Raw genomic sequence first — 19,014 nt, forward strand, 5'->3', positions numbered from 1 at the left:
CACGAAGTTGCCAAAAATTAAACAAAATTAAATTTGTGAATGGACATCAACTCACTGCAATAGTCACACCTGCACTCTCATTTCCCAACCTATCTACTGCACACACTGCATAGGTTCCAGGTTGCACAGTCGCAAAATTAGTACCAGTAGATAAAATTCTTTGAATTATCCAACTATCGCCACTTTGACGGTACAGCGTCCAAGAACGTACAGGTTGATTATCACCTGCGTCCCAATTAAGTCTACCGTTTTGGAATTTTAGCTCTTTGGGAGGAGATGGCGCTATTGTGCTTTGCCATGACATAGTAGGAACTATTGCAGGTCTGGGATAATAGGCATTTTTAAACTGGTCAGCAATGCCTTGGCGATTTTCCTTTATGGAACTCATACTGAAGAAGATATTGCCTAAGGAAAGTTTACCTGCTAAGTTGCGAGTAATGATAATCTGCTTTCCTATCTCTTCATTTTTCCAGGCTTTACCGTCCAATTGTCCAATATTGTTACCTGCGTAAATGTGTCGCTGTTTGGTATTGGCTTCTGTCCACCATTTGAGTAAGACTTCATAACTCTGTTGTGTTTGGTCGGTGCGCCAATAAAGTTGAGGGGCTAAATAATCTATCCAACCTTGCTGTAACCATTTTTTAGAATCGGCATACAGGACATTATAGGCATCTAAGCCCACAATACCTGCTGGCTGTCCAGGGCGATAAATACCAAAGGGACTAATCCCAAATTTAACGTGAGATTTGGTTTTTTTAATTCCCTGGGATAGACGTAATACCATTTGATTGACGTTTTCCCGCCGCCAGTCTTCTAGGTTAAGTGTCCCACCGCTTGATTTATAGGCTGCGTAGGTTTTGTTATCGGGGAAAGTTTGACCGGATATGGGATAGGGGTAAAAATAGTCATCTAGATGAATGCCATCTAAATCGTAGCGGCTGACAACATCAATAATGACATTGTAGGCTCTATCTTGAACGATTTTCGCGCCTGGGTCCATCCATAATTGATTTCCCCATTGATAAACAACTTCGGGATTAGTGATGGCTATGTGGGGACGGACATTAGACCCGCTTTTGGTGGTAGTTTTGGCGCGGTAGGGGTTGAACCAAGCATGAAGTTCGATATTGCGTTTATGACATTCTGCGATCGCATATTCTAAAGGATCATAAAATGGTTCTGGTGCTTTTCCCTGAGTTCCTGTAATCCATGCACTCCAAGGTTCTAACGCAGAAGCATATAAAGCATCTCCCTCTGGTCGCACCTGCAAAACTAATGCATTAAAATTCAGAGATTGTAATTGTTGGATAATTGCCGAAAGTTCGGCTTTCTGCTGGTCTACAGAAAGTCCCGCTTTGGAAGGCCAATCACTATTCCATACAGTTGTTACCCAAGCCCCCCGAAACTCGCGGCTATGACTTACCTTAACTGTATTAGTGGGTGTAGAGACAATATTTGGTGGAACTACAATGTAGTCAGAGGCAATTTTTTCTGCTTTTCCCTGATCTACCAAAGCTTGATAGACCATCACAGCCACATCTGCACGAGTAGCAGCTATTTTGGGATTAAGTAATTTGATATTTGGATAACTAGCCACCCAACCGACACGAGTAGCGATCGCAATCTGATTTATAGCATAGTTAGGAATAGCGATCGCATCTTGATAAATTTGTGGTAACGCATTTACCAGATCAGCTTCTACCTTAGCAGCAATTTCCAAACCATTAACCATCGCCACTAAGACATCACCCCTAGAAATCCTTTCACTGATACCAAAACGCTGATCAGGATAACCCACCAAAAAACCTGTTTCGTAGACCTTTTTAATAGCATTAATAGCCCAGTGGTTATTGGGAACATCCACAAAAGGCACATAATCGCGTTTAACCGATTGAGTAAAAACCGCGCCAATAATTGCAGCAAACTCAGCACGAGTCACAGAATTATCAGGGCGAAAAGTCCCGTCAGGATAACCATTTAAAATCCGACGTTGCGCCAAAGCCTCAATAAACGGACGCGCCCAATGATTTTGGATATCTGGAAATGTTGTTTTAGTAGATACCATTTTTCCCTACAGCTAGATTAACATCCATTGTTAATTTAGCAACATCAAAGCGAATCATGCACTAATGCTGACTCCAACAAAGAAACTCATAAAAATCTCTCTGCGTACCTCCGCGCTAACCTCTGCGTAACTCTGCGTTTTACAAACCCATCACCTGACGATAATGAACCTCCATTTCCCCTACACTCTTCGACCGATGTGTTTTTCCCCATTCACTGCGGTTAAATAATTCTTGCCGCAACTCATCAACATTAATAGTCGTAACTTTCCCATCAGCAATAATTTGTTTACCACGCACCCAAGCACTATCAACAGCATTAGTAGGACGACCTAGAACTAATAAACCAATGGGATCAGTACGAGGAAGCAATGATAAATTAGTTAAATCATAAAGAACCAAATCGGCTTGTTTGCCGACCGTCAGAGAACCCAGTTGATCATCCATATTTAATCCTTTCGCACCACCTAAAGAAGCCATTTCTACAGCTTCACGGGGAGTAATCCAATATTGATAATCTAATTCAGTCACATTGTGCAAAATAGAACCAATTTTAATCGCTTCTAACAAATCCTGAGAATCATTACTAGAAGCACCATCACAACCAAAAGTTACATTTACCCCCGCTTGGCGATATTTGAGAATAGGGGCGATACCACTACCTAAACGCAGATTACTTAAAGGATTGTGAACAACTGTAGCTTGAGTTTCGGCCAGAATGTTAATATCAGAGTCGGTTAACCAAACGCAATGAGCTAGAGATGTGCGATCGCTCAAATAACCAATACGCTGCAAATGTTCAACCGCAGTACAACCATATTTTTCCTGGGCTAGTTTTTCCTGGGCTTTAGTTTCCAGTAAATGCGAGTGACGACAAAGATTATAACGATTACTTAACTCAACACATCCCGTAAATAAAGCATCACTACATAACTGTATCCCTGTTGGTGCAACTAAAATATTGATCCCCTCATCTGGACGATGAAACAGCCTCACCGCTTCTTCAATAATTACCAAAGTTTCCGCAGTAGAACGAAAATAAGGTTCATGAATTTGGCTTGATTCCCCTGAAGGTATCCCTGCACTGAGAGATTCATCTTGAATCAAAGGGGCAACAAAAGCCCGAATTCCGATTTCTCGATAAGCACGAACGGCTGTAGCAATAGTTTCTAACTCTTTACCGGGAATTAACACCAAATGATCTACAACACTCGTTCCCCCAGAAAGTAAAGTTTCTACAGCCGTTCCCAAAGCGCTGATATAAACCTGTTCCGTATCCAAAGGGGCAAACTCATATAAATGTGCTAACCATAACTCTAACGGTAAAGGTGGAATTACTCCCCGTTGCCACTTTTCCGAAGAATGGGTATGGGCATTAAAAAAACCAGACAGTAACAGTTTATTTTCACCGTTAATTCTTGTACCAATTAAATCTAAATTGGAGTCAATAGCGGTGATAATACCATTGACAACTTGCACATCTATAGTTCTGTAACCATCGGTAACTGCAATTACAGCATTTTTAATAGTAAAGTTCATGGATTTTAACCTTGATAAAGTAATTTAACTCTCAACTGAATTTCAAGTCACAAAGAAAAAAAATTATCTTGGGTGTTGACATTTATGAATCTACCAATTCGGACATTAGGCATTGCACCAAATGCTTGGGGAGTAAATCAGACTTTTGCAGACATTACCCATCCTCAAAAGACCCCACAACCAGTTATTTTATCAACAGAAACCAAAACTCTGCGTCTTGACTTGGCAAAAGCTGCCATAATTGTCGTTGATATGCAAAATGACTTCTGTCATTCTGATGGTTGGTTAGCTCATATTGGTGTAGATATCACCCCAGCACGTCAACCCATTGAACCATTACAAAAATTATTACCAGCACTACGGACTGCTAACGTGCCTATAATTTGGCTAAATTGGGGAAATCGCCCTGATTTACTCAATATAAGTCCTGCTTTACTACACGTCTATAATCCCACCGGTGACGGAGTAGGATTGGGTGATCCTCTTCCCAAAAACGGTGCTAAGGTACTTGTAAAAGGTAGTTGGGCAGCAGCAGTAGTAGACGAACTCGAACAGCAACCAGATGATATTTGCGTTGATAAATATCGAATGAGTGGTTTTTGGGATACACCCTTAGATAGTATTCTGCGGAACTTAGGAATAACGACAATATTTTTTACTGGTATCAACGCTGACCAATGTGTATTCACAACTCTATGTGATGCCAACTTTTTAGGATATGACTGCATTTTAGTTCAAGATTGCACTGCTACCACCTCACCTGAATATTGCTGGCTGGCTACGTTATACAACATTAAACAATGCTTTGGTTTTGTCACAGATTCCTCAGCAATTGCCACAGCGATAGATCATTTGTAATTCGTAATTCGTAATTCGTAATTCGTAATTCGTAATTCGTAATTCGTAATTCGTAATTCGTAATTCGTAATTCGTAATTCGTAATTCGTAATTCGTAATTCGTAATTCGTAATTACCCATCACCCATTACCCATCACCCATAACCCATTTAAATATATGTATACTACTAGCTGTGTCATTCCAGTTATCAAATCTCCCAAAGATTATCAAACATACCGCATCAGTCCCAATGAATCTAATCGGTTAGCAATTATTTTTGATTCCGCAATTGCTAATACTTCCTTAACTTGTTGTGTAGAAATTTTTGATGTGGGTGGACAAACACCACCAAATCGTCATCAATGGGCATTGGAAATGTTTTTCATCCTCAAAGGAGAAGGAATCGCCATTTGTGATGGCAAAAGTGTACCTATCAAAACCGGAGATAGTTTATTAGTACCGCCTACAGGTACTCATTTAATTAAAAATACAGGTGAAACTCGTCTTTATACGCTGACAATCATGGTTCCAAATGAAGACTTTTCTGAGCTAATTCGCAGTGGTATACCTGTAGAATTAGATGCAGAAGATATGGCTGTTTTAGGAAGATTAGATCCTTTTAAATTGGTCTAAAGTTTAGTCAGACATTTACGCCAAACAGAATCGAAGTAGGGGTAATTCATGAGTTACCCCTATGCAAGAATCAGCTTTTGAATTCAATCTTGCGTAATACCAATTCTGTGTAAAGTTGCGCCAAATAAATAACATAGGGACGTTCCATGGAACGTGACCGTTCAGGGGATGATCAACAAAATGCCCTATATTTAAGATCAAACTGAATCAATACGAAAACTAGCTTAAATTTGATTTTTTACAGGTTATTTTGAATGAGCAAAAGTCTTATCTAAATTCTTCTTCAACTTAGTATTTCTGTTTAGCACTGGTGAAACAAAGTTTCTAAGTAGATACGTGCAGCGCTGCGATCAGTATCTCCATTTTGAAGTAAAAATAATGATAATGCTGCTGTCAATACTCGGTTTTGATCCCAATCAGGATGAGTTTCTATGTAATTTTTTAGAGAGTCATGGAGTGTTTCAGGAATTTCTGTAAAGAGACCTACTGTTGCGTTCATTAAATATTTTCCTTGTATAAAGTCTATTAAGAGATTTTGCTTACAGTTAAACTTGTATCCAAATTTTCATCGTATCGATCATCTGTACTAATTATTTATAGTAAATTTACAAAGTTGATACGAACAGTGGAACAGACTAAAAATGCAAGCCGAATCATTGTGCGCTAAGAGGGGGTAGGTTTGTCAATGCTGCGAAATGTTAAAAAGTAGCAGGGGAAAAATTACTATTGACGAAATAATAAGGTTTTAAGCCTAGTTTTTGTTACACAACTTAATAAAATCTCAGTTACTGATTTTTTTTGTGTTGACAGGACAAAATCCCCAGTAAGTTAGCAAGAGTCCATCATTTCGTCAAACATCTGTGGAAAAGTGATCAAGACCTTGTGGAAAAGCTGTGGAATGAAGGAGGATAACAGCAGATAATGATAAGAATTACAAAAAGATTAAAAATATTATTCTTGAACAAGAGTAACTAATTTTTAATTCCCGTCGCAGCGATACCACGAATAAACTGCCTTTGTCCGAACAGAAACAACACCATGACTGGTACGGTAGAAATTGTTACTGCTGCCATCATCAACGGCCAATTATTGGTAAACTGCTCTTGAAATTCTGCCAGTGCCAGTTGCACCGTTCTTAATTCTGGTCTTGTTGTAAAGACCAAGGGCTTAAATAAATCGTTCCATTCTCCAATAAAGGTGAATAAAAACAGCGTTACTAAAGCTGGGCGTGCTAAAGGTAACATGATGCGCCACAGAATTTGTAGTCGGTTCGCGCCATCAATGGCTGCTGCTTCTTCCAATTCCACGGGAATTGTCTGAAAATATTGACGTAACAGAAAAATTCCAAAGCCGTTTACCGCACTGGGTAAAATCAAAGCCCAGTATGTATTGATCATGTGTCCCCACTTCAACACCAAAAAGATGGGAATTACCAATAACTGAAAGGGAATTACCAAAGTTGCTAGTACCACCAACAATAGTGCTTGTCTGCCCCTAAATTTCAGCCTTGCGAGGGCGTAACCTGCCAAAGCAGATGTGATAATTTGAAAAGCCGTAACTGCGATCGCTACCAAGGTAGAATTAGCAAATGCTAGTAAAAACTTCCCTCGTTCCCAAGCCTCCCGGTAATTAGCTAAAGTCCAGTTATTTTTTCCCAAAACTCTTGGAGTTGTACCCGCAGGTGAAAAGGAAGTGAGAAAGACCACAATCAAAGGCAGTAGAATGATAAATGCTCCTAGCACCAACACCACCAGACCCCATAAATTCGTATTTTTCAGATTCCAGGTTCGCTTGAACATCGGTTATGCTTCTAAAACAGTCATTTTTTAGTATTAGAGCATCACCTCTGGTAAAAACTCATCTAATTACCATAATTTCTTGTTAAGTTAAATTAAACCACAGTGATTATCATCCTTAATTCCTGGGGTAAGTTAGATTTTAGTATCAAATAATTCAGGGTTACGGAGTAAACATACCATGCAGCAGCTTGTTGAGCAAATTGAAAAAATTGATTTCCAAAGTGAAGAATACAAAGACGCATATAGCCGTATTAATGCAATTGTGATTGAAGGGGAACAAGAAGCCCATGATAATTACATTCAACTGGCGGAACTGCTGCCAGAAAGTAAAGACAACCTGATTCGCTTATCGAAGATGGAAAGCCGTCACAAGAAAGGATTTGAAGCTTGTGGACGCAATTTGCAGGTCACACCAGACATGAAGTTTGCAAAAGAGTTTTTCTCAGGACTGCACAAAAATTTTCAAACTGCGGCCGCAGAAGGTAAAGTTGTTACTTGCTTGCTGATTCAAGCTTTAATTATCGAATGTTTTGCGATCGCAGCATACAACATCTACATTCCCGTCGCTGATGATTTCGCCCGCAAAATTACAGAAGGTGTGGTCAAAGAAGAATACAGTCATCTCAATTTTGGCGAAGTTTGGCTTCAAGAAAACTTTGCAGAATCCAAAGCTGAATTAGAAACAGCTAACCGCCAAAATCTTCCCCTAGTCTGGAAGATGCTCAACCAAGTAGCAGATGATGCCCACGTCTTGGCAATGGAAAAAGAAGCCTTAGTAGAAGATTTCATGATTCAATACGGTGAGGCACTAAGTAATATTGGCTTCACAACTCGTGATATTATGCGTCTCTCCGCTTACGGACTCATACCTGTCTAAATATCCCCATAGGGGTGACTACTTTGTCACCCCTGATGAAAAACAACTAAGGTAGCATCTATTTTTCCGACCCAACCTACACCTTAAATGGGGAGTGTAATTACGAATTACAAATTACAAATTATTTGCACGCTTTATGTAGTATTTTTAAGGATTAGACACCATAATCCTATCCCAACTTGGCATAGTTAGTATTGTTTGCGATTTTTGGAACAGTCTTTTAGTCAAAACTGTGAATCCAAAATCCAAAATTGGTATCGCCTACAAATTCCACGCTTTTAACAGCACTCGCCTAATATATCACTACATGTTTGGTCTAATTGGACATCTGACTAGCTTAGAACACGCTCAATCCGTAGCTCAAGAATTGGGATACCCAGAATATGCCGATCAAGGGCTAGACTTTTGGTGTAGCGCCCCGCCGCAAATTGTCGATCACATTACCGTTACCAGCATCACCGGACAAAAAATTGAAGGTCGGTATGTAGAATCTTGCTTTTTGCCGGAAATGCTGGCAAATCGCCGCATTAAAGCTGCAACTCGCAAAATTCTCAACGCCATGGCTCATGCTCAAAAGCATGGCATTGATATCACGGCTTTAGGTGGGTTTTCTTCAATTATTTTTGAGAACTTCAATTTAGAGCAGTTTAGCCAAGTCCGAAACGTTAAATTAGAATTTGAACGCTTCACAACAGGAAATACCCATACAGCCTACATCATCTGTCGGCAGGTAGAGGAAGCATCTAAGCAATTAGGAATAGAATTGTCAAAAGCAACTGTGGCTGTGTGTGGCGCTACAGGGGATATTGGCAGTGCAGTTACCCGCTGGTTAGATAAAAAAACAGATGTCCAAGAATTACTCCTCATAGCCCGTAACCAAGAACGTCTTCAAGAACTACAAGCAGAATTGGGACGGGGTAAAATCATGGGTTTACAGGAAGCATTACCCCAAGCCGATATTGTAGTTTGGGTTGCTAGTATGCCTAAAGGTGTAGAAATTGACCCCACCGTACTGAAACAACCTTGTTTGCTGATTGATGGTGGCTATCCTAAAAACTTAGGGACAAAAATTCAGCATCCTGGCGTGTATGTATTAAATGGTGGAATTGTCGAGCATTCCCTAGATATTGACTGGAAAATTATGAAAATTGTCAATATGGATGTCCCAGCACGCCAGTTGTTTGCTTGTTTTGCGGAATCAATGCTGCTGGAATTTGAGAAGTTATACACAAACTTTTCTTGGGGTCGTAATCAGATTACCGTAGATAAAATGGAGCAAATTGGTCGGGTGTCAATTAAACACGGTTTTAGACCATTATTAGTTTAGGGACTGGGGACTGGGGACTAGGGACTGGGAAATTCTCCCCAAGCATAATCCCCAATCTCCAATCCCTATTCCCTATTCCCTATTCCCTATTTCCTAACTATGGCAATTACTGAGCGCAAACCGCTACTGTTGGATTTTGAAAAGCCGTTAGCAGAACTGGCTACCCGGATTAACCAAATTCGGCAACTTGCAGAAGAAAATGGCGTTGATGTTTCTGGTCAAATTCGCCAACTAGAAACCAGGGCTATGCAATTGCGTGAGGAAATTTTTAGCAGTCTCACCCCATCTCAAAGACTGCAAGTGGCTAGACATCCTCGCCGTCCTAGTACCCTAGATTACATTCAGGCAATCAGTGATGAATGGATGGAGTTACATGGCGATCGCTGTGGAGGTGATGATCCAGCTTTAGTTGGTGGTGTTGGTCGTCTGGGTGGACAACCAGTGGTGATGTTAGGACATCAAAAAGGCCGGGATACCAAAGATAACGTCGCCCGGAATTTTGGCATGGCTGCACCTGGTGGCTATCGTAAAGCCTTGCGGTTAATGGAACACGCCAACAAGTTTGGTATGCCCATTGTGACATTTATCGACACCCCAGGAGCTTGGGCCGGAATAGAAGCCGAACATCAAGGACAAGGAGAAGCGATCGCTTACAACCTCCGGCAAATGTTTTGCTTTGATGTGCCAATTCTTTGTACAGTCATTGGTGAAGGCGGTTCCGGTGGTGCTTTGGGTATTGGCGTAGGCGATCGCTTATTGATGTTTGAACACTCAGTTTACACCGTTGCTACCCCAGAAGCCTGTGCCGCTATTTTGTGGAAAGATGCCAGCAAAGCCCCTCAAGCAGCTGTCGCCTTAAAAATTATCTCCCATGACCTGAAAAACCTGGGAATTATCGACCAAATATTATCTGAACCCATCGGGGGCGCTCATTCTGATCCCTTGAGTGCAGCTACAACTCTCAAGCAAGCCTTGTTGGATAACTTAGATGAACTCAATCGCCTAACTGCGAGCGAACGTCGCCAACTCCGCTATGAGAAATTCCGCAAAATTGGTGTCTTTACCGAACTCGCTCACTAAAAATAATAGCTATAATCCCACAGCACTACAGCAGTGTTATAATTGCCTAGGGCTGCTTAAAGATTTTTAACAATCTTATCAGCTATAGGCATTTGTGTTTGTGTGTCCAGCAAATGAACCCCATTTGATGGGTGAGTTTGCCTAGTATTCAATAAATCGGCGTTGAGTTTACAACGTGATTTCCCAGAAAGATATTTGTTGTTCTAACTGGGAAAACTAGCTGTAGGCGATATACTCATAATGGCAAGGCATTATAGCACCTGTCATAAAAAACAATCGGATTTTTAGATTTATTTAATTTATGAGAGGCTGGTGTCTCACAGCACTGCCAGAAAATGGGGAGATACCATGAGTTTTGAGCAGAAACGACGCGCTCTGATTACCGGAGCCAGCAGCGGAATCGGAAAAGCAACAGCTTTAGCCTTTGCAAAGGCGGGAATAGATGTCGCCTTAGTCAGCCGTTCTGAGGACAAATTGGCAGCGGTGGCACAAACAGCTATAGAAATTGGGGTGGAAGCAAAAGCCTTCACTGTGGATTTAGCTAGTGTTTCCCAAGTAAAAGCCAAGATCCAAGCGATCGCTCACGAGTTCGGTGACATAGATATTCTCGTCAACAATGCTGGCATGGGATACACCGCCAATTTGAGCGAAACCCCCTTAGAAGACTGGCAACAGGTGATTAACTTAAATCTCACCAGCGCTTTTCAGTGCATGATGGGCATTTTGCCAGAAATGCGGCAACGGGGTACAGGCACAATTATTAATGTCGCTTCCATTGCTGCCAAACAAGCCTTTGCTGGCTGGGGAGCCTACTGTGTTAGCAAAGCTGGCTTACTAGCCCTTTCTCAAACTCTGGCTCAAGAAGAACGAGTCCACGGCATTCGTGTAACTGCTATTTGTCCAGGTTCGGTCAATACCGAAATTTGGGACACAGCAACAGTTAATGCTGACTTTGATCGTACAAAAATGTTAACCCCAGAAATAGTAGCTCAGACAATTCTCCACACTGTCTTACTTCCGCAGCAAGCAGTTATTGAAGAATTAACTTTGATGTCGAATGCGGGTGTTCTCTAAATCGGTAATTGAGTCATTTATTTTTTCATGCCCAATTACCCTTCGGGTTCGTCAGTCACTAACGGGAGAAACCGCGCCACTTGCTCCATTTGAGGAGACCCCAAGACCGCAGTGGCTCCCCAAGACCCTTACGGGTTTGCCAGTTCCCTACAGCGGGAAACCTGCCTTCAGGACTGGACTCACCAATTACCAATTACCAATTACCATAATTCAATCATGACTATCGTTAGTTCCAACGGTTCCAATAGCTCGACATCTCCTTTGATTCCTGACTTAGAAGAAGCCATTAATCCCAGACCTGACCGTAATACTCATGATGGGCGGCAACCGGATTTGCATCCGCCTACAGAGGAACATATGGATCAAATGATGGATGCGGTGCGAGCAATACTGGTAGGCGTTGGCGAAGATCCAGAACGGGAAGGACTCCTAAAAACACCCAAGCGCGTAGCTGAGGCGATGCAGTTTCTCACTAGTGGCTACAATCAATCTTTAGAAAAGCTCGTAAATGATGCCATCTTTGACGAAGGTCATGACGAGATGGTGCTAGTTAGAGATATTAATTTCTTTAGCCTGTGTGAACATCATATGCTGCCCTTTATGGGTAGAGCTCACGTTGCTTATATCCCCAATCAAAAAGTTGTGGGTTTGAGTAAACTAGCTAGGATTGTAGAGATGTATTCACGTCGCTTGCAAGTACAGGAAAGACTAACCAGACAAATCGCTGAAGCAATTCAGACTATTCTCGAACCTAAAGGTGTTGCTGTTGTCATGGAAGCCTCTCATATGTGCATGGTTATGAGGGGTGTACAAAAACCTGGTGCTTGGACAGTCACCAGTTCTATGGTGGGTATATTCCAAGAAGAGCAAAAAACCCGCGAAGAATTCTTTAACTTAATTCGTCACCAAGCATCATTCTTTTAGGGGCAGAACTTACGCAAAACATCACGAAATTAGGGGTAATTCATGAATTACCCCTACGAAAAAATCAGGTTTTTGATTATTTCGTGCATAAGTCCTAAGGAATTAGGTATTGCTAGGACTATCGCTCATCCTGAAAATACATTAGGGGGTGAGTGACTTTGCTGCTTTGGTAATATATAGGAATCTGGTTTGATTCTTGTTCGCGGTAGCGTGCCGTAGGCATATTTACTTGTGTGGTCAGGGAACAGGGGAAAGAGATAATATTTTGCAATAATGTTAAAAATTCTGCATCATTTCTTATACAGATTAAGGTTTCTGGCTTTTAGTCTAGATTTTGCATATTAGGTACTGAAGAACCAAAATATAAGGTTCTTCGGTAGTTGTTATGCCAAACTATTAGCTACACTCACTAAATAATATTAAAAAATGTATCAATAAATGACTAAAGGTATTGTAGGGGTTGACATACAAAGAGCATTTATTATTAACTATAAATGCAATCCAAATTATTTTTAGATAAACTTAAAGTTATGACTGGCAAAAAAGGTATTAAAATTCTAACAGAAATTCTGGATTTAAGCGGTGTAAAAGTTGTATCACATCGCCTTCATACCGGAATTGGAATGATTTTACAAATTGAACAAGAAAATTCATTTGCTACCTGCCCATATTGTGGCACAACCAGCCATAAATTACATCAAAATCATAGACATATTATTAAAGACCTCCCTTTTGGAGAAAAAGAAATATTTTTAGAAATTAATCGCCGACAGTTTAAATGTGAACAATGTAAAAAACCATTTAGTGAAGATTTAGATTTTGTTAAAAAGAAAAGAACTTTTACAAATCGCCTTGCAAATAAGACAATACAAGAAGTTTTAGAAAACGACATTCATAGTGTAGCAGCAAAAGGTATAGTAACAAAAGACGAAATAGAAAGAATGTTAAAAGACGCATCATCAGAATTACCAGATTTAAAACCTATAAATCTAAAAAGACTGGGAATTGATGAAATAGCTTTGAAGAAAGGACATGGGAATTACTGTGCAGTATTAGTAGATTTAGATCAGAGCAAACTAATTGCGATTTTAAGCGGACGAACACAAGAAATAATCAGGAAAACCCTTATGGGATGGGGGACAGAGATTCTAGAAAATATAGAAGAAGTCAGTATAGATTTGTGGAGTGGCTATAAAACTTTAGTAACAGAATTAATGCCAAATGCTCAAGTAGTAGCTGATAGATTTCATGTAATGACACAGATTAACAAAGAATTAGATACACAAAGAAAAAGGGAAAAACGGAAAGTTGAAGATTTAATCAAGAAAGCAAATACAACAGAAAAATCTAAATATGAAGAAATATTAGCTGGATTGAAGAATAGTAAATATCCCTTACTTAAAAATGAAGATAAGTTAACCCAAGAGCAATTAGAGAAACTGATTCAAGTTAAAAATGTCTCGCCTATTTTGAAGGAAATGCACGAATTTAAAGAAAAGATTAGGCAAATTTTAATACTACACAAGATTGGTATACGGGAGTTTTCAAATTAGGTATGTGGTTATCGAGAGCTAAAAAATACTTCCCAAATAGCAACAATACTATTATTCGTTGGTATCAGGAAATTATAGCCTACTTTGATAATAGGACAACCAGTGGTACTGTGGAAGGAATTAATAACAAGCTTAAACTAATAAAACGTTCGGGATATGGATTTAAAAACTTTGAAAATTTCCGAATTAGATGCTTATTAAGTTGGCATTATGTTTAATAGTTTAGCATAAAAAGTACCGAAGAGCCAAATATAAAGGAATAGAAACCCCAGAAGCGGAAGCAATAGCTAGTTTTGATTACTTTTTTGATTCCCAAGTCCGTCAACAATACTATTATCAACAAATTGCTATCAATCGCAGTTTAAATTGTCTCTGGGTCAATATTTAATTCTCTCAATTTTGCTGCTAAACGTGCTGCTTTTTGATCTGCTGCTTTTCTTGCTTCTGCTTCGTGTTCTGCTCTTTTAGCTTCCTGTTCTGCGCTTTCTTCCGGTGTGGGAACTAAAATTCCTTCCCGTGTAAAATACCGCAATAAACCATTATAAACACCCAAATATAAACCTAGCTGTTGACTCCAAAGATGTCCTTTTTTATTTAATTCAAGTGGCTGATATTTTCCATCTAATAAATGAAAACCTGCAAATTCTAAAGTATAAGGATCAAACCAAAAATAATCTGGTGTTCGGAATGTATTTTGATAAAGTTGTTTTTTAAATTCTCTATCTGTCTTAGCTGTACTTGGTGAGAGAATTTCTACAATCATATTGGGATATTTACCATCCTCATTCCACACTACCCAACTTTTCCGGGTTTTGCGTTCAGTTTCTAAAACTACAAAGAAATCTGGACCACGAGAATCTTCTGATTTTTTCTGGTTAGGACTATAGTAAATGCTCATGTTTCCAGTAGCATAGAAATCATTTTTATCTTTCCATAACCATTCTAAACATTTGAATAATAGAATTATTTGTCTGAGATGCAGTTCTGTTTCCACAGGAGGTTCATCACTATATAAATCACCTGGGGGAAAAATTATATCTGGGGAGATGTTTTCTTGAGTTTCTAGTCCTTGTGCAATGATCATAAATTTGATATAGCATCAAGTTATAATTTTTTGATTATATCATTCATTGATCAGCTTTTATAGCGGTTTTTGGTTAAGTGAGATACAAGAACCCCACCCCCAACCCCCTCATCGCAAGCGATGAGAGGGCTATGATGTATTTCATTCAAACCGCTATAGTAATATAGTAAGCTGATAAATGATAGCTGAATACTCACACAGATTTTAACCTTGCAAACAACAATGCTACTTTATCCAAATTCTTATTACCTGGCGAGAGTTCCACACCACTAGATAAATCAATACCATTAGGATGCAGTTGATTTAGTGCATCTATGATATTATCTGGTGTCAGTCCTCCGGCTAAAAACCAAGGGCAAGTGGGGCTAAAGTCCTCTAGCATTTGCCAATCTAAGGTTTTACCTGTACCTCCTAATTGTTGAGGATGATAGGCATCAAGTAGTAAGGTATCTACATTTTTGGTGTAGTTAGCTGCTGTTTGGAGATGCTCTAGACTGCGAACTCTCATGGCTTTAATTATTTCTACCTGGGGTAGAGATTGACGTAATTGATGGCAAAATGCTGGAGATTCATCACCGTGTAACTGGACACCAGTCAAACCTGATGCCAAAACTGTTTGGCTGATGTTGGTAATGCTGGTGTTGGCAAAAACACCAATTATGTCAATATTTCTAGGCAGTTGGGCGATCGCTGCCTGAATTTGTTCTATGGTAACGTAGCGCGGTGAAGTCGGTACGCAAATAAAGCCTAGTGCTGTTGCACCCAGAGAAGCGATCGCTATAGACTGCTCTGGTTGAGTGATGCCGCAAATTTTAACCCGCATTCAAAGACAAGAGAAATTAAAAATAATCACAAAAGTAACCTAAATTAGGCAAAAAAGTTTTGCTTTGTCCTACGGAATTTTATAATCTTGTAGGTTTACATTCCTTTTTTCATTGTAGGAGAATACAACTTGATATCATCTATCTTACTAGCAGCAGCTGCATCAGTTCCCGCCACACCTGTGTGGAGTCCTACAGTGGGTATCATTATCAGTGCCAGCAGTCTAGTAGTACTTTTACTCAGTTTGGCAAGTAAAGCGCCTAAAATTGGGCCACAAATGCCTTTACTGCCCATCACTGTTCCAGCTTTTATTGCCGCAATGGCTTTTGGTCATGTGATTGGTGTTGGCATTGTTTTAGGACTGACTAACATTGGTCGTTTATAAATTCTGGTTGAGATTCTCTTGTTATCAAGGGTAAAAATTGCGCGGTAGGTAAAAATCAAATTCCCTACCGCTTTTTTATACTAAACAGGGGCGTATTACAACAAGCCCCTATTACAGCAGTTTGCGTAGTTAGGAGGTACAAAATCTAAATTGAAGCTTATACACAAAGCCAGTTTGACTTCTGACTCCTGAATTCTGCTGTATTTTGAATAATTCAATATTTCCAATTAAATTGTCTATTCTAGAAATTAGAGCAGCTCGCACCTGGGATAGAAAGCTGTAGGAGTGTATTGCAATACACCCCTAATATACAGAAATTTTGTCCATAATTAATTTTAGGAAAAAGATAATGCAAACAAATTGGAAAATTGGCTCTTTATTTGGTATTCCTCTATTTTTAGATCCGTTTTGGTTTGTGATTTTGGGTTTAGCAACCCTGAATTTTGGAGTAGCTTACCAAGAATGGGGGACTATCACAGGTTGGAGTGCTGGATTAGTTATGGCACTGTTGTTATTTACTTCCGTGCTATTACATGAGTTGGGTCATAGTTTGGTAGCACAGTCGCAAGGGATTAAAGTTAATTCAATTACTTTGTTTTTCTTTGGTGGGATTGCAGCGATAGAAGAGGAATCGAAAACGCCTGGTAAAGCGTTTCAAGTAGCGATCGCTGGGCCTGCGGTTAGTATAGTTCTATTTTTATTACTGCGTCTAGGTTCTAATTTCATTCCTGATACCACAGTGTTGAATGTAATGGTGGGAGATTTAGCGAGAATTAACTTAGTTGTCGCTTTATTTAACTTGATTCCCGGTTTACCTCTAGATGGGGGACAGGTGTTAAAAGCAGCACTATGGAAAATAACAGGCGATCGCTTTCAAGCGGTACATTGGGCAGCAAAAGCTGGGCAGATTTTAGGTTATAGTGCGATCGCACTAGGATTTGTAATCGATTTCCTGACCAAGGAATTATTAACAGGTTTGTGGATTGTGCTATTGGGTTGGTTTGCGATTCGCAACGCTAACAACTACGACCGTATAACTACATTACAAGAAACCCTACTCAAACTAGTAGCATCTGATGCTATGACCCGTGATTTTCGGGTAGTTGATGCCAACCAAACAATCCGAGAGTTTGCTGATTTATATCTTTTAGAAACATCTTCCTCCCAAGTTTACTTTGCTGCTGCTGATGGACGTTACCGGGGTATGGTGACAGTTGAAGATTTGCGGACAACAGAAAGAAGTCAATGGGAAACCCAAACTCTGCAAAGCATAGTTCATCCCCTCACCACCATACCCACCGTTACCGAGTCCACTTCCTTAGCCGCAGTAATTAACAAGCTAGAAAATGAACAGTTAACTCGAATTACCGTACTCTCTCCTGCTGGTGCTGTAGCCGGTATCATCGACCGAGGAGATACGGTCAACTGTTTAGCACAAAAGTTAAATTTGCGAATCACCGACGCTGAAATCAAGCGTATTAAAGAAGAAAGTAGCTTTCCACCAGGTTTACAGTTAGGGGGAATAGCTAAGTCATTAGAAACTATTAAGGATGAAGATCGTCAGATTCAATCTGTTACCTGACGCAAAACCATTCCTGTTTTCACAACTCCCACACCAGTTGCTTCTCCGACTAAACCCTTCCGATTGAGTAGCGTTACCTTTCCTGTGCCATTCACCACCTTAAACTCCGTTCCTTGATCAAGTACAGCTAAATTTGCACCACCCAACCACAGACTAACCCGATTATCGGCAACTGCTGTGACGACAGCATTACCAGTTGGGGCAGGATTATTGACAAAAAACAGCGGTTGAGATTTGTAATTACTACCGGGTTTGATTTCATAACCAGGAGTTTGATTGAATTTCTGAGGAATTTGGGGCAAGATAGAAGCGATCGCACTATCAACAGTACTATCTTGCTGCCAAAGGTATTGGGTTAATAAATAAGTAAAAATACCAGCACGAAAACCATTAATATTCACTTCTCGCGCCAATTGTTGAGGATTGGTAGCGGCTAAAACCATACCTTTAGCAACCCCTGCACGATAACCCTTAACAAATGCCTCTGGCGACATTTTCAACCGTGATAACCACTGTTCCTGATAAGTTTTTTCCTCAGCAGAAACTAGCACATTCTTGCCACCAGCACGGGATCTCACTCGTCCGTCCCGTGTTGCACCTCCAGAAAAACAACTATCTAACACCGCAGTCACGTTTTCTGTAGACAATGCAGACATCAATAAATATAGAGTATGTCCCATAATATCTTTGACTGTCCCCCCAGTATGAGGATATCCAGCCGGTAGAGAACTATCCACAGGGACAAAAGTACCATTAAGACCCTCTTGATTTTTTGTATCTACCGCAATGGGTTTAGGGTCAAAAACGCGTGAACCATGTCCCGAATAGTGATAAACAACCACATCTCCAGGCTTGGCTTGCTTAATTAAATGTTCTTCAAACGCTTCTAAAATACCTTGGCGATTCGCTTTTTCGTCCGGCAAAATATAAATGTCTTGAGGATTAAAACCAAAGCGATGGGTGAGGAGATGGCTTTGTAACTCCAGATCGTTAAGACACCCTTCTAAAGGTTGGGATGAATATTGGTTGATACCAACAAGTAAAGCAAGTTTGCGCGGAGTACTTTGAGCAAGGACTTTGCCGTAGTTTTGCGCCTCTTCTAGAAATGATAGCTGGTTTAATCCTAAAGTAGCTAAGGCTGAACCAGCGAAATATAAGAAATGGCGACGAGAAATAGAAGACATAAGTAGCTAAGATGGGTTTTCTGGCAACTGGAAAGATGGGAACAAGAAAGAGAGCTTTTTAGCAGGTTTCCACCGTGAGTTTCGACGAGTCTTACAGTAAGTAGGGCTTGCTTAATAAAGCTAAAACATAGATATATCAAGAGTCGGAAGGTTAAAAAGGTAAATCAGGTGCAAGGAATAAGCATTGAAACTACCAAAAACCTATCACTGGATCTGATTCAAGACGATTCTTCTCTTCTTCTAATTCTTCC

17 protein-coding genes and 1 pseudogene are annotated in these 19,014 nt (G+C 40.1%); 10 read left to right on the forward strand and 8 right to left on the reverse strand.

The window, feature by feature from the left end; genetic code table 11:
- Window positions 1–46: 46 nt before the first annotated feature.
- Window positions 47–2,065 carry a glycoside hydrolase family 10 protein gene (locus ACOWPH_RS10915; protein ID WP_015215412.1) on the reverse strand — a complete coding sequence of 673 codons (2,019 nt, stop codon included), beginning with the start codon at window positions 2,063–2,065 and terminating at the stop codon, window positions 47–49.
- 139 nt (window positions 2,066–2,204) lie between these two features.
- Window positions 2,205–3,602, reverse strand: coding sequence for an amidohydrolase (locus ACOWPH_RS10920; protein WP_015215413.1), 1,398 nt, complete (start codon window positions 3,600–3,602; stop codon window positions 2,205–2,207).
- 84 nt (window positions 3,603–3,686) lie between these two features.
- Between ACOWPH_RS10920 and ACOWPH_RS10925 the strand changes: the two genes are divergently transcribed.
- Window positions 3,687–4,460: a cysteine hydrolase family protein gene (locus ACOWPH_RS10925; protein WP_015215414.1), complete on the forward strand. Its 774-nt coding sequence runs from the start codon at window positions 3,687–3,689 to the stop codon at window positions 4,458–4,460.
- Here ACOWPH_RS10925 and ACOWPH_RS10930 read toward each other — a convergent pair.
- Window positions 4,428–4,580 (reverse strand): alpha/beta hydrolase, encoded by a 153-nt coding sequence (locus ACOWPH_RS10930; protein WP_171815797.1) that lies wholly within the window; start codon window positions 4,578–4,580, stop codon window positions 4,428–4,430. The genes ACOWPH_RS10925 and ACOWPH_RS10930 overlap by 33 nt on opposite strands.
- Window positions 4,581–4,616: 36 nt before the next feature.
- On the opposite strand from ACOWPH_RS10930, the gene ACOWPH_RS10935 reads away from it, so the two are divergent.
- Window positions 4,617–5,072, forward strand: coding sequence for a cupin domain-containing protein (locus ACOWPH_RS10935; protein WP_015215415.1), 456 nt, complete (start codon window positions 4,617–4,619; stop codon window positions 5,070–5,072).
- A 301-nt stretch (window positions 5,073–5,373) separates the two neighbouring features.
- Here the strand turns inward: ACOWPH_RS10935 and ACOWPH_RS10940 are convergent, their stop codons facing one another.
- Window positions 5,374–5,571: a DUF2811 domain-containing protein gene (locus ACOWPH_RS10940; RefSeq protein ID WP_015215416.1), complete on the reverse strand. Its 198-nt coding sequence runs from the start codon at window positions 5,569–5,571 to the stop codon at window positions 5,374–5,376.
- Window positions 5,572–6,043: 472 nt separating this feature from the next.
- On the reverse strand, window positions 6,044–6,871 hold the full coding sequence (locus ACOWPH_RS10945; protein WP_015215417.1) for a carbohydrate ABC transporter permease: 828 nt from the start codon (window positions 6,869–6,871) through the stop codon (window positions 6,044–6,046).
- 178 nt (window positions 6,872–7,049) lie between these two features.
- On the opposite strand from ACOWPH_RS10945, the gene ACOWPH_RS10950 reads away from it, so the two are divergent.
- The 6 genes and pseudogenes from ACOWPH_RS10950 to ACOWPH_RS10975 all read left to right on the forward strand — a co-directional run bounded on the left by ACOWPH_RS10950 (window position 7,050) and on the right by ACOWPH_RS10975 (window position 13,924).
- On the forward strand, window positions 7,050–7,748 hold the full coding sequence (locus tag ACOWPH_RS10950) for an aldehyde oxygenase (deformylating) (protein ID WP_015215418.1): 699 nt from the start codon (window positions 7,050–7,052) through the stop codon (window positions 7,746–7,748).
- Between the two features lie 307 nt (window positions 7,749–8,055).
- A complete protein-coding gene (locus tag ACOWPH_RS10955) occupies window positions 8,056–9,075 on the forward strand; it encodes a long-chain acyl-[acyl-carrier-protein] reductase (RefSeq protein ID WP_015215419.1) in 1,020 nt (339 codons plus the stop codon).
- A gap of 99 nt (window positions 9,076–9,174) precedes the next feature.
- Complete coding sequence (locus tag ACOWPH_RS10960) at window positions 9,175–10,155, forward strand: acetyl-CoA carboxylase carboxyltransferase subunit alpha (protein ID WP_015215420.1); 981 nt, start codon at window positions 9,175–9,177, stop codon at window positions 10,153–10,155.
- A 348-nt stretch (window positions 10,156–10,503) separates the two neighbouring features.
- Window positions 10,504–11,229, forward strand: coding sequence for an SDR family oxidoreductase (locus ACOWPH_RS10965; protein ID WP_015215421.1), 726 nt, complete (start codon window positions 10,504–10,506; stop codon window positions 11,227–11,229).
- A 216-nt stretch (window positions 11,230–11,445) separates the two neighbouring features.
- Window positions 11,446–12,153 carry a GTP cyclohydrolase I FolE gene (folE, locus tag ACOWPH_RS10970; protein ID WP_015215422.1) on the forward strand — a complete coding sequence of 236 codons (708 nt, stop codon included), beginning with the start codon at window positions 11,446–11,448 and terminating at the stop codon, window positions 12,151–12,153.
- A 530-nt stretch (window positions 12,154–12,683) separates the two neighbouring features.
- Window positions 12,684–13,924, forward strand: a pseudogene (locus tag ACOWPH_RS10975) (ISL3 family transposase).
- A 143-nt stretch (window positions 13,925–14,067) separates the two neighbouring features.
- Here ACOWPH_RS10975 and ACOWPH_RS10980 read toward each other — a convergent pair.
- Both ACOWPH_RS10980 and ACOWPH_RS10985 read right to left on the reverse strand, forming a co-directional pair.
- Complete coding sequence (locus tag ACOWPH_RS10980; protein ID WP_015215424.1) at window positions 14,068–14,790, reverse strand: Uma2 family endonuclease; 723 nt, start codon at window positions 14,788–14,790, stop codon at window positions 14,068–14,070.
- A gap of 193 nt (window positions 14,791–14,983) precedes the next feature.
- Complete coding sequence (locus ACOWPH_RS10985) at window positions 14,984–15,613, reverse strand: phosphoribosylanthranilate isomerase (protein WP_015215425.1); 630 nt, start codon at window positions 15,611–15,613, stop codon at window positions 14,984–14,986.
- Between the two features lie 129 nt (window positions 15,614–15,742).
- On the opposite strand from ACOWPH_RS10985, the gene psaK reads away from it, so the two are divergent.
- The gene (psaK, locus tag ACOWPH_RS10990) at window positions 15,743–15,997 is read left to right on the forward strand and encodes a photosystem I reaction center subunit PsaK (RefSeq protein WP_015215426.1); all 255 of its coding nucleotides are present in this window, start codon (window positions 15,743–15,745) and stop codon (window positions 15,995–15,997) included.
- Between the two features lie 349 nt (window positions 15,998–16,346).
- A complete protein-coding gene (locus ACOWPH_RS10995) occupies window positions 16,347–17,579 on the forward strand; it encodes a site-2 protease family protein (protein ID WP_015215427.1) in 1,233 nt (410 codons plus the stop codon).
- Here ACOWPH_RS10995 and ACOWPH_RS11000 read toward each other — a convergent pair.
- Window positions 17,564–18,763 carry a caspase family protein gene (locus ACOWPH_RS11000; RefSeq protein WP_015215428.1) on the reverse strand — a complete coding sequence of 400 codons (1,200 nt, stop codon included), beginning with the start codon at window positions 18,761–18,763 and terminating at the stop codon, window positions 17,564–17,566. The two genes, ACOWPH_RS10995 and ACOWPH_RS11000, sit on opposite strands and share 16 nt — an antisense overlap.
- Between the last annotated feature and the right edge of the window lie 251 nt (window positions 18,764–19,014).

It is taken from the genome of Anabaena sp. PCC 7938 (assembly GCF_049315035.1).
In the GTDB taxonomy this organism is placed as follows: Bacteria; Cyanobacteriota; Cyanobacteriia; order Cyanobacteriales; family Nostocaceae; genus Anabaena; species Anabaena cylindrica.

Excerpts from the sequence above, each read along its gene's own strand:
- ACOWPH_RS10980 (WP_015215424.1), bottom strand. The coding sequence starts at position 14,790 with ATGATCATTGCACAAGGACTAGAAACTCAAGAAAACATCTCCCCAGAT.
- ACOWPH_RS10960 (WP_015215420.1), top strand. The coding sequence starts at position 9,175 with ATGGCAATTACTGAGCGCAAACCGCTACTGTTGGATTTTGAAAAGCCG.
- folE (WP_015215422.1), top strand. The coding sequence starts at position 11,446 with ATGACTATCGTTAGTTCCAACGGTTCCAATAGCTCGACATCTCCTTTG.
- ACOWPH_RS10925 (WP_015215414.1), top strand. The coding sequence starts at position 3,687 with ATGAATCTACCAATTCGGACATTAGGCATTGCACCAAATGCTTGGGGA.
- ACOWPH_RS10950 (WP_015215418.1), top strand. The coding sequence starts at position 7,050 with ATGCAGCAGCTTGTTGAGCAAATTGAAAAAATTGATTTCCAAAGTGAA.
- ACOWPH_RS10915 (WP_015215412.1), bottom strand. The coding sequence starts at position 2,065 with ATGGTATCTACTAAAACAACATTTCCAGATATCCAAAATCATTGGGCG.
- ACOWPH_RS10935 (WP_015215415.1), top strand. The coding sequence starts at position 4,617 with ATGTATACTACTAGCTGTGTCATTCCAGTTATCAAATCTCCCAAAGAT.
- ACOWPH_RS10965 (WP_015215421.1), top strand. The coding sequence starts at position 10,504 with ATGAGTTTTGAGCAGAAACGACGCGCTCTGATTACCGGAGCCAGCAGC.
- ACOWPH_RS10940 (WP_015215416.1), bottom strand. The coding sequence starts at position 5,571 with ATGAACGCAACAGTAGGTCTCTTTACAGAAATTCCTGAAACACTCCAT.
- ACOWPH_RS10920 (WP_015215413.1), bottom strand. The coding sequence starts at position 3,602 with ATGAACTTTACTATTAAAAATGCTGTAATTGCAGTTACCGATGGTTAC.
- ACOWPH_RS10930 (WP_171815797.1), bottom strand. The coding sequence starts at position 4,580 with ATGGGTAATTACGAATTACGAATTACGAATTACGAATTACGAATTACG.
- ACOWPH_RS11000 (WP_015215428.1), bottom strand. The coding sequence starts at position 18,763 with ATGTCTTCTATTTCTCGTCGCCATTTCTTATATTTCGCTGGTTCAGCC.
- ACOWPH_RS10945 (WP_015215417.1), bottom strand. The coding sequence starts at position 6,871 with ATGTTCAAGCGAACCTGGAATCTGAAAAATACGAATTTATGGGGTCTG.
- ACOWPH_RS10955 (WP_015215419.1), top strand. The coding sequence starts at position 8,056 with ATGTTTGGTCTAATTGGACATCTGACTAGCTTAGAACACGCTCAATCC.
- ACOWPH_RS10985 (WP_015215425.1), bottom strand. The coding sequence starts at position 15,613 with ATGCGGGTTAAAATTTGCGGCATCACTCAACCAGAGCAGTCTATAGCG.
- ACOWPH_RS10995 (WP_015215427.1), top strand. The coding sequence starts at position 16,347 with ATGCAAACAAATTGGAAAATTGGCTCTTTATTTGGTATTCCTCTATTT.